Annotated in this window: 5 protein-coding genes; 4 read left to right on the top strand and 1 reads right to left on the bottom strand. The window is 68.3% G+C overall.

Going from position 1 to position 10,653, the window contains the following annotated elements; genetic code table 11:
• Positions 1–235: 235 nt before the first annotated feature.
• From K8638_RS44775 to K8638_RS43775, 4 genes are all read left to right on the top strand, one after another.
• A complete protein-coding gene (locus K8638_RS44775; RefSeq protein WP_255663145.1) occupies positions 236–367 on the top strand; it encodes a hypothetical protein in 132 nt (43 codons plus the stop codon).
• A 90-nt stretch (positions 368–457) separates the two neighbouring features.
• Positions 458–1,354 carry a DUF2381 family protein gene (locus tag K8638_RS43785; RefSeq protein ID WP_223760743.1) on the top strand — a complete coding sequence of 299 codons (897 nt, stop codon included), beginning with the start codon at positions 458–460 and terminating at the stop codon, positions 1,352–1,354.
• Positions 1,351–3,132: a serine/threonine-protein kinase gene (locus K8638_RS43780; protein ID WP_223760742.1), complete on the top strand. Its 1,782-nt coding sequence runs from the start codon at positions 1,351–1,353 to the stop codon at positions 3,130–3,132. The genes K8638_RS43785 and K8638_RS43780 overlap by 4 nt, the downstream gene beginning before the upstream one ends.
• Before the next feature lie 163 nt (positions 3,133–3,295).
• Complete coding sequence (locus tag K8638_RS43775) at positions 3,296–4,447, top strand: protein kinase (protein ID WP_223760741.1); 1,152 nt, start codon at positions 3,296–3,298, stop codon at positions 4,445–4,447.
• 965 nt (positions 4,448–5,412) lie between these two features.
• Here K8638_RS43775 and K8638_RS43770 read toward each other — a convergent pair.
• Entirely contained in the window at positions 5,413–10,155 is a 4,743-nt protein-coding gene (locus K8638_RS43770; RefSeq protein WP_223760740.1) for a CARDB domain-containing protein, read from the bottom strand.
• Between the last annotated feature and the right edge of the window lie 498 nt (positions 10,156–10,653).

The raw sequence follows: 10,653 nt of genomic DNA, 5'->3' as shown, positions 1-10,653 counted from the left end.
GACAACGCAATAGTGGCCAGGGCGCACAGCCCTCACTTGCCCGCTCCCCCCTGCCTACCCCTGACGCAGTAGTGCTAAGCACCATGCCGCGAAGGTGGCCGACGAGTGGGGCGCCCCGGGGCTGACCATTGCCTTCGGTCACTCACACCGGCCGGGGATGCACGTCAGGGCGGGGCGCGAGGGCAATTGCCGCGCGATCGCTGTCGGGGCGGGGCGCACGCTCGACCCCGACTGGATGAAGGGGAAGCCGGGCAGCTGGGAAAACGAGCTGCTCGTCGCGTACCTGCTGCCCACCGGGAGCGTTGCCGCCTACTCCGTGCCGCTCGTCGACGGGGCGTTCCTGTGGGGCGGCAAGGTGTACCGCTAGACCCTCGGAGCTAGGCGCCGCGGGCGAGACAGTGCCCCTGCGCAATCGCAGGCGGTGGTAGCGTGCCCCGTCTTCGGAGGTCAGGCACCATTGCTGCAACCCGTTAGATTGGCCCTTGCGCTCGTGCTGCTGGGGGGAGCTGCGCCGCGAGCCGATGCCGCCACGCCACGCACGAAGCGAGAGCGGCCCGTTGCTGTCGTCGGGAACCCGGCCGAGCCCTTGCCCGAAGTCCGCGTCGAGGCGGCAGCTCCGACGGTGTTGTTCTTCCCGACGATGATCGCTGAAAGCACGCTAACGGTCGACGAGCAGCCGCGCACAGTCGACACGGCGGTGGGCCCGGGCGACGGGTCGCGGATTCGAGTGCTCGACGTGGGCAAGCGCTCGATCATCGTTCAGCCCGTTGAGGATCTCCGCCCGGGCGAGCGCCACGAGCTGACGGTTCTCTTCGCGGACGGGCGCGCACCGGCACGGGCCGCGTTTGTACTCGTGACCGACCCGGCCGAAGCGGACGCACGGATCGACGTGGAACGCCGCGAGCTGCCGAGCGGCCCGTGCCCTGCCGATGCGCCGCGCGCCCCTCCCCGACCGGAAGACTTCGTGTTGCTGGGCTACGTCGACGAGAATGGGGTCAGAACGGGCGCGGCTGGCCCGGCTAACGACGAAGCGCGGGGTCTGCGGTCATCGGCGGGCGGGTCGTATCGCGGGAAGGCGTGGGCACTCGTGGACGTGATGATCTGGAACGCAGCCGGTCAGCAACCATGGGCGCCGCGTGAGGCGACGTTTACGAGCAAGCGGGGCGTCACGCTTCGGGCTCGGGTCGTGACCGTGGGGGGCGGGGAAATTGCGCCGGGGGCGGCGCTGCGGGTGCTCGCGGTTGTGGACGCGCTACCGAAGAACGCGGGAGAGGTCTTCACGTTGGAGGTGCGCGGCTCGGGTGGCCGTAGCCTTGTGATTCCGGATGTTCGCTTTATGGAGGGCGACCGATGACTTTGAACCTGCTCCGCCTGCCTTCCGGCACGGTGATTGACGGATGGCACGTCGTGAAGGAACTAGGTAACGGCGGTTTTGCTGTCGTCTACCTTGTGGAGAAGAACGGCAGGCCACATGCGCTCAAGCTCGCGCGACACCGCGACGCCAGCGGGGACGAAAAGAAAACCCATGCCCGCGTGCTGCGTGAGCTGGCGATTCTGCTGACGCTAAGCCATCCGAACATCGTCAGCCCTCGCGGGTACGGGTACGCGGAGACAGGGAACGTGTTCCTTGTGCTGGATTACGTGGACGGCTGGACCCTCGGAGAATGGAAGGAACGCAAGCACCCAACCGCGCGAGAGATTCTGAGCGTGTTCGTGAAGCTCGCTTCGGCGCTGGCTTACATGCACAGCAAAGGCATTCTTCACCGCGACTTGAAGCTCGAAAACGTGCTGATTCGGAAGAGCGACGGAGAGCCGGTCATCATCGACTATAGCTGTGCGACCCACGGCCACGCGGACGAGTTGACTGATGAGGGGTTGCCTCCCGGCACAGACCGTTTTCGCGCGCCTGAGCAATTCAGGTTCCTGCGGGAGCACATAGACGAGCACCGGGCGCGATACGCCTTCCAGGTGGCCGACGAAATCTTCGCGTTGGGCGCGATGCTCTACGAACTGCTGACCGATGCGCGACCTACTCAGTGCCGCGACCGCTTCACTCTCAATCACCCGATTGCCGCCCCGCTTCCGGCAAGGAAGGTGAACCCCCGCGTGCCGGAAGCACTCAGCGACCTAGTTGACTCCATGCTGTCCCGCGATCCCGAGCGGCGCCCCGTCGATACCGAAGTGCTTCGGCGCGAGCTGGCGGAACTTCAAGCGGATCCAGGAGAGGATTTCGCCGCGCCCGTGCATCCACCTTCGGAGCAGCGGCAGGCCGAGCCCGTCGAAGGTGAGACGCCGGTTACGTTGGCGGCGACGGTCAAGCCCCGCTCGCGCAAGTTAGGGAGGCTCGCGGCTGGCGCCGCTGTCGTCGCGCTTGCCGCTGCCGTAGCCCTCTGGAGCGTTTCCCAGGACGCGCCCGCGCCGACCGCCGAGCCGCACGTCGCCGCGCGCCCTGTGCCCCCTGGTGCCCCTTCCGCATCCCCCAAGACAGTCTCGCCTGATATGTCAGCCCCCGCCCCCATAGTTTCGGGGGACGCAGGCTCGTCACCTGCCGCCGTTCAGGAGGAAGTTTCCGTGAAGACCCAGCGACCCGATGCCCCGAAACAGGCGCGAGCCGAACGCGGCCAAAAGGCGCCCCCCTTGCCGGGCGTGTGCAAAGGGCTCCCGCTCGTCGCCGCCCTTGCGATGGGGTGTCCAGGTGTCCAGGTCAGGCCGGAGCCTTTCGAGTGCCCAGCGGGCGCGCAGGAGGCTATGAGCGAAGAGCTAGGGTGGAATGTCGGCGGCGAGCGGTTTCAGCTCGTGATCGACGATCGGAAGGGGCGCGAGGAAGACCCGTGGTTTCCCGCTGGCGCTGACGTGGTGGGGGTCGTCCCGAAGGGCGTGACCGACCCCCGGCATTTGCAGGTCGCGCCCCCAGGCACGCGGTTCCTCGGGGGGAAGGTTTATCTCATTCCTGAAAAGACGCGCGGCGGGGCTCCCGGGCGGGTGATCGTGAAGTACGAACGCGTGAAGCTGCCTGGAAAGGACGAGCTGCCCGTGTGCTTCGTGGTGGATGCACCGGCCGAAGCGCTGAAGGACACGGCAGGGAAGACCGCCAACTTGGCCTCCGGCAAGCCTGTTTCTAAGTGGCCCTGAGCGTTCCCGCAGGGTGACGTGTCGGGTAGGTGGTCCGATTTTCGTTCGGGCCGCTCCTTAACACCCCACCCTGTGAGGGAGTTCCAATTGCCCTGATCCCTTGGGTAACGTGCCCCTGCGTCGCGTTGGCCCGGTGCCCGCGCGAGTGGCGGGAGGATCGAGGATGCCGGCAATTGAGTTCAAGCTCCCCAGGGGGGCGATTCTGTTCAACGACGGTACGCACGCCTACGAGTTCCGGGAGAACTTGGGAGAGGCCCACCACGGGCTGAATCTCTTCGTCGCGCGGCGCCGCACGCTTGAGGGGAACCACCCGAGGGGGAAGGTGCTGCTCAAGGCGGTTGGGGTGCCGAGCGGCATGGAGGCTCGGAGCGTCTACCGGGCACGGGCGAAGCTAGAAGAGCAGGTGCGGCTTTCCACGTACCTTGAGCACCCGGGGATCCTCCGCGTTCATGGGCTGCACAAGGCGGAAACGGCTTGGTACGTGATCACCGAGCACCCAGTCGGGCACAAGCTCGACGATTTGCTCGCGATCGTTTCGGAGTGCGATCGGTGGTTCTCGCCGTTCTTCACGCTGTACGTCGGCGAGCAGGTCGCGAGCGCCCTTGAGCACGCGCACGGGGCGAAGGACGAAAAGGGGAACCCGCTCGGCATCGTTCACCGGGCGATCGACCTGGAGCACGTTTTCGTCGATTGGGAGGGCGGGGTTCAGGTCTCCGACTTCGGCCTCGCACTCTCCCGGTTGCCCGGTCGCGTTGTTTCCTCCAAGCCCCGCTTGCCGGGGGATGCCTACTTCGCTTCACCGGAGATGCTGCTAGGTCGTCGCGTGGATGCTCGCTCGGATCTCTTCATGCTCGGGCTCGTAATGCTGGAGCTGTGCACGGGGAAGAACCTGCTCGACGCGCCTGACGGGATCTCGGCAGAGGTGAAGGCGACGCTTTCACGAAGGCAGCTCGCCCGAGTCGAGCGCGCCGTCACCCGTGCCCGGCTGGCGGGTTGTGACCCGGCTGTCGAGACGACGATCTGGCGCGCGGCGACGTACACGCAGGCGGATGTGGAAGCGGTAACGGAGAAGCTCCCCCAAAGCCTCCGCCTGCCGCTGTGCAAGCTCCTTCAACGCTCGCCCGCCAAGCGCTACCAGACGGCAGGGGAGCTAGCGACGGAGCTGCGCGGATGGCTCGGCGGGCACTTCGGCAAAGAGGGCGCGGCGGCCGAGCTGATGGAGGTCGCGAAGGTGGCCGGCGAGGCCATGGTCGAAATGGGCCTAGGTCGACCCCGCCGTCACGGGCTGCCGCAGGACGAGGTCAGCACGCGCTAACCTGCTTCAGGGAAGTCCGTTAAGGCTCAGGCCGGCGTGTGAAGGGGTTCGGCCGTAGTGCTCCCAGAAACGTCGTCGTCTGATGCCCCTGAAGACGTCTTCACCCGTGCCCTGCATCGTTGCCCCAAGTAATCTGCGTTCGTGAATCACTGGCGTCCAACCAGGAGGGAGCGGAAATGAAGTGGATTGCGATCACAGCGGCGGTGCTCGCCGTGGCAGCGTGTGGTAATGAGAGCGAGACAGCGTGTGGTACTGAGAGCGAGACGCCGACGTGCTACGAGCTGGTTCTGAATTCGCGGGAGAGTAGCACCGTCTGCAATACCAATACGAAATACGATTTAGCCTGTCTGAGAAAGCAATTGGGTGCGTGCAGCGGCACGTCGAGCGACTACCAATGCGTGTACGTTCGGGGCGAAAGAGTCGGCGTCCAGTTTCGGACTAGCTGCATAACTGGGTGCTACCGCTACGCACTGGACAGTCCGTCTTGCTGCGACCAAACCGATCCCGGCGGCGACGTGGAGACCTGGACCTGCGGCTAGCAGGCTGTTGCAGCTACGGACAGGCCAGGGATCGAGATACCCCGATTTGCTGTGATCACCTTGGCGGCGTGAGCAAGGCGTACCGCTACTAGACTCCCTCAGTGAAGTCGGTGAACTCGCCAGAGCGGTAGACCGGTTGACCCCTCGTGGGAGGCTGGCTCAACCGACTTTGCTGAAGGTGGTTAGGCACGCGCCCCCGTGAGGGCTCCCGCCATGTTGCGTCTATGTCGCGTGAGCCTGCGGAACGGGCTGGAACAGGGGGGGACGGGATGGGACGCGGCGGGATATCGACTCCCAAGCATTCCGGGCGGTTACGAGGTAAGGGCGCGATCCTGTTGGGGTTTTCGCACCGCCCGGCGTGGGTTCGATCCCCGCCGCCTCCACCGCCGCCATCCTCGTTCGGGATGGCGGCGGGAGCCCGGGGCCTCAGGGGCCGACGGTGAAGGGCACGGAGATGACGTTGTTCGTCTCGTCGGACTCCTGCAGCGCCGCGTTCCGGTCGACGGAGAGGAAGAGCTGGTAGCTCCCCGGCGCCAGCGTGGCGGGCACGGTGACGGTGCGAGACGCGGTGTAGCTCGCCCCCGGAGCCAGGGCCGTGTTGCGGTTCACCGTCCCCAGCGAGGTGTCACCCGTGCAGCACGTCGCGTCCGTGGACAGGTAGAGCTGGTCGGTCCAGCTCGGGTGGGCATCCCCGCTGGCCGAGGCGTTGGTGACGGTCCACGACACGGTGAAGGACGCGCCCGGATTGGCGGAGGCCGGCGCGGTGAGGGTGCCGGGCACCAGGTCGGCCGAGGTGACGGTGACGGGCACCGCCGTCCAGCCGTTGTTCGTCTCGTCCGCCTCCAGCAGGTTGGCGTTGTGGTCCGTGCGGAACAGGAAGAAGTAGCTCCCCGCCGCCACGTTGGGCAGCGTCGCCGTCTTCGTCACCGAGTAGCTCGCCCCCGGCGCCACCGCCGTGCCGCGGCTCACGGACGTCACCTGCACGTCCCCGGTGCCGTAGGTCTCGTCGGTGGAGAGGAAGACGTTGTCGTTCCAGCTCGGCTGCGCGCCCCCCGTCCCGTTGTTGTGGACCGTCCACGTGAAGGTCACCGTCTCCCGGACGTCCGCCGAGGCCGGAGCAGTGAAGGCCGTGGGCGCCAGGTCTCCGGACGAGAGCGTCACGGGCACGGCCGTCCAGCCGTTGTTCGTCTCATCCGCCTCCAGTAGCCCGGCGTTGTGGTCCACGCGGAAGAGCAGGAAGTAGCTGCCGGCGGCCACGTTGGGCATCGTCGCCGCCCGCGTTACGGAGTAGCCCGCCCCCGGTGCCAGCGCCGCGGTGCGCGACACAGAGAGCACCTGCACGTCCCCGGTGCCGTACGTCTCGTCGGTGGAGAGGTAGATGGCATCGTTCCAGTTCGGCTGCGCGTCCCCGGTGCCGTCGTTGCGCACGGTCCAGGTGAAGGAGACGGACTCGCGCACGTCGGCCGAGGCGGGAGCCGTGAAGCCCGCGGCCACCAGGTCTCCGGCCAGCAGCGTCACGGGCATCGCCGCCCAGCCATTGTTCGCCTCGTCGGCCTCATAGAGCGCGGCGCCGTTGTCCGTCCGGAAGAGGAGGAAGTAGTCCCCCGCCGCCACGTTGGGCAGCGTCGCCGTCTTCGTCACCGAGTAGCTCTCTCCCGCCGCCAGCGCCGTGGAGCGCGACTGCGACAGCACCTGCACGTCACCCATGCCGTACACCTCGTCGGTGGACAGGTACACCTGGTCGTTCCAGCTCGGGTGCGCGGTGCCGGTGCCCGCGTTGGCCACCGTCCAGGTGAAGGTCACGACCTCGCGCACGTCCGCCACCGAAGGCGCGGTGAAGGCCGTGGGCACCACGTCCGGCGTCGTCACGCTCACCGCGACGGCCGTCCAGGTGTTGTTCGCGTCGTCCACCTCCACCTTCGTGGCCGTGCTGTCGGTGCGGAAGAGGAAGTAGTAGCTGCCCGCGGGCACACCGGGCATGGCCACCGACTTGCTCGCCGAGTAGCTCGCGCCCGCGGCCAGCGCCACGTCGCGCGCCTGGTCCGTCACCAACAGGTCGTCGCGGCTGAGGGTGGCATCGGTGGACAGGTACACGCCGTCGCGCCAGCTCGCCGGGGCCTCCTGCGAGCCCCCGTTGGCCACCGTCCACGTGAAGGCCACCGTCTCCCGGGTGGAGACCGCCGAGGGCGCGGTGAAGGCCGTGGGCGCCAGGTCCGCGGCCACCACCGTGGCCGGCGTGCGCACGCAGACCACCCGGTGCAGCGTCGTCTTGGCGCTGGTGGTGTGGCTCCGCGTGTCCACCAGCGTGACGGCCGTCGCCGAGGTCGTGGTGGAGGCGGTGTTCGCGCTCCAGACAGCCTCGGAGGTGTCGAAGGCGAAGTACTTCGCCGCCAGCGCCGCGCCCTTCACGGCTACCAGCTCCGCCACGGTGGGCAGGCGCCAGTCCTCATGGCCGCCCTCCACCAGCGAGTGGCAGTAGTTCTCGGTGGAGCTGTCCGGAGTGCCCGGAACCATCGCCTCGGCGTAGTCATTCACCCGCGCTCCGTCGGACGCGTCCGGAGGCGAGTTGCCCGCCAGCTCCGAGCCCCAGACGGCGGCATTCCAGCTCTTCGGCAGCACGGAGGCCTTGCTCCAGACGAGCCCGCCCGGGCGCGTGTCGAGGCACCCGCCCTGGCCGGAGGTGAAGACGGTGGTGCCATCGGCGGGCACGCGGCAGCCGTGCTCCGCGGGCGGAGGCGGGCTGCGCACGCACACGGTGGCGTGCAGGGCGGTGGCCTTCGCGGCGGTGGTCCGTGAAGCGGAGTCCAGGTGCCGCAGCACGGCGTTGGCCGCATCGTAGCTGGTGGAGGTCCACGCGTAGGCGGCCGTGCCATAGGGCAGGTACGTGCCCGCGCGGGCCACCCCGGCGATGGCAAGCAGCTCATTCTCGGTGGGCAGCCGCCAATCGGAGTACCCGCCCTGGACGAGCGAGTGGCACGCATTCACGGTGGAGGCGTCCGGCCCGGCGGCGGGGTAGTTGCCCGGGTAGTCATTGACGCGGCCGTGGTCATCCGCGTCCGGCGCCGCGTTGCCCTCCAGCGCCGAGTCCCAGACGGCGTCATGCCACGTCATCGTCCCCGGAAGCTGGGTGAACACCAGCCCGGTGGCGATGTCCTCGCAGCCACCGCCGGCCGAGCGCATCAACGGCGTCTCCGTCTCCACGGGACGGCAGCCGTACGCGGCGCTGGGGTCCGGCGTGGTGCTGCTCGGCACGGTGATGACGATGTCCGCGTTCTGCACGGGCAGCCGCAGCTTGCCCGTCCCCGCCTCCATCACCGGCGCGGTGGGCGTGGTGGACGAGGCCGCGTACACCTTCACGTCCCGGTTCGTCAGCGCATAGGTGGTGGCGCCCGGCGCCCCATGGGGCCGCAGCTTCACGGCCGACAGGATCAGCTCACGCGAGGAGACGCTGGAGCCGTCGTAGTGGGCAGGCGTCAGCTTCAGCGAGACGAGGTCCGTGAGGTCGCGCAGCGGCATCACCTCATCGAGCGGCACCGTCACCAGCGTGCCCGAGGCACCGGACAGCTCCACCCAGAGGTAGCCCAGCGAGTGGCTCTCGCCCTGGCCATCCGTGGCCGACACGTCCACGCGCACGCGGCCGTGGGTGTTGGCCTTCACCGCCGCCTCCAGCTCGAACTGCACCGTCTGGATGGAGGGCGGCACGGGCTGCCCGGAGCCCTCGGCCACGGTGACTTGCGTGAGGGCGCTGCCCACCAGGCCCGACGTGTTGATGACGCTCACCTTGACGGAGTATGTGCCGGCGGCGGCGTAGGTATGCGTATACGCCTGCGTGGCCGGGTTCGCGGCGACGTACGCCCAGCCCTGCACGCGCCCGTCGCCCCAGTCCACCTCCACGGCGTAGGAGCCCTGGGCGTTGTCGCTGGCGTTCGGGTCACTGATGGCCGGAGCCACGGTGACGCTGGCGCCCGAGGTGCTCGCGGAGACAGTCACGGAAGGCGCCGCGCCGATGGCGGCTCCGCCCACCCAGCCCGGCGCGCAGTCCGGATTCGTCTCTCCCTCCAGGGGCACCGAGAGCAGCGCGTACACGTCCGGCTGCGCGCTCTGGAGCATGGCCAGGCCGAAGTCGCCCACGCACTGGCGCAGCGTGAGGTCCGGGTCCGCGACGCCGGACAGGTACGCGGTCTTCTCCGCCTCCGTCCACTGGCGCCCGGAGACGTGGTTCCACCGGTTCTGGAGGTTGGGAATGCCCGAGAAGACGCGCTGGATGGCGAGCGTCACCAGGCCGCGCAGGTAGCGCGCATCCGGGTCATTGTCGTTGGCGTGGTACGCGTCGCCCACGTTGTAGCCCTCGGGCAGTTCGTCGGGTCTGGCGAAGGGCGCGAGCTCCAGCATCACCCGGCGGTGGGGGCGGAAGCCGACGAAGCTGACGTAGTCGATGAAGGGGCCGGGCTGCGAGTGGATGAGGTTCTTCTCGATGGACTGCGCCAGCGAGACACCCAGTTGGTTGTAGCGCCACGGGGCGCTACCGGTGGGCTGCGACACGGTGCCGGTGGGGCCGACGCACACGGGAATGTAGTTGCAGAAGCAGCCCGGGTCGCCCGGGTAGGCATTGCGCGGGATGCACGGGCCGTAGGACTCGGCGTTGGGCGTCGTCCAGTTGCCCTCGCAGTTGATGGGCGCCTCCGAGTTGAAGGCGGAGTGGCAGGACTCCTGCGTGGCGGGGTCGTACTTGCAGCACTTGAGCGGCGGCTCGCCGTTGCAGACCTCCTCGAAGGGGATGCCCGGGTCGAAGATGAGCATGCCGCTCATCTGCTGGGCGAAGAGGTAGCAGATGCCCCGCCAGACCAGGTCCCGCGCGGAGCACCCCGGCTCATTGAACCCGCCGGCGGCGCACTGGCCGAACTCCTCGGCGAACTCGATGAGGTCCTCCGCCGTCTCCATCCAGTCGAGGATTTCCCCGGCCGAGGGGCTGCCATCCCCGAGCGGGTGGATGTTGTTGAGCAGGGAGTTGTTGAACCCGTACAGCGGCTGGGGCGCGGACTCGGAGGCTTCCGGGCCGCCGGTGGCGGGCTCCGGTGCCTCACGGGAGGAGGCCTGACAGCCTGGGAGCACGAGGACGAGGGACAGCAGCCACAGGGCCACTGGGACGCGAAGAACAGGGGTATGCATGGTGGGCGGCGGACACTAGCCGCCCGGGTTTTCACGGGCAAACCAGGATAACGCGGCGGCGAGCCGGGGAACCGAGGGGGCCGGGGTTGGTGTCAGGAGGCGCCGACGACCCCATGTGTGCGCCCCCTTGAACCGCTGGCTGGACGCTGCCCGAACTGAGGATGGCCTTCTGGCGCCCCGTGTCGAGTGCGCTCAAGGCGCTGGATTACCGTCCAAAATGGCGCGAGCTCGGTGGGGGCGGTCAGGTACGCCAGCCCCCGACGCCGGCCTCCACACTTAGCGCAGGCGAACACGTCCAGCGCGGACGCACTGCGCAGCAGCCCGGCCCAATCCAGTCGCAGCGTGCGCTCCTTCTTCGGTTTGGCCTTCACCGCTGCCCCAGGCGATGGGCTCGTCTCTTGTGGCTTCGGCTCAGCTCCCGGTAACCGTTCACCGGGGTGAGAGCCGGATGAGGGGAGCAGGCAAGGGAGGAGGCAGCATAAGAGGTAGGGTTCGGGG

The sequence above is a fragment of the Myxococcus sp. RHSTA-1-4 genome (assembly GCF_020037125.1).
Taxonomy (GTDB): domain Bacteria; phylum Myxococcota; class Myxococcia; order Myxococcales; family Myxococcaceae; genus Myxococcus.
The sequence above is the reverse complement of the archived record's forward strand: the minus strand, read 5'-3'. Positions and strand labels throughout refer to the sequence as shown.

What these genes read in the sequence shown, in the direction of transcription:
- K8638_RS43775 (WP_223760741.1), top strand. Translation starts at nt 3,296, where the DNA reads ATGCCGGCAATTGAGTTCAAGCTCCCCAGGGGGGCGATTCTGTTCAAC.
- K8638_RS43770 (WP_223760740.1), bottom strand. Translation starts at nt 10,155, where the DNA reads ATGCATACCCCTGTTCTTCGCGTCCCAGTGGCCCTGTGGCTGCTGTCC.
- K8638_RS43780 (WP_223760742.1), top strand. Translation starts at nt 1,351, where the DNA reads ATGACTTTGAACCTGCTCCGCCTGCCTTCCGGCACGGTGATTGACGGA.
- K8638_RS44775 (WP_255663145.1), top strand. Translation starts at nt 236, where the DNA reads ATGAAGGGGAAGCCGGGCAGCTGGGAAAACGAGCTGCTCGTCGCGTAC.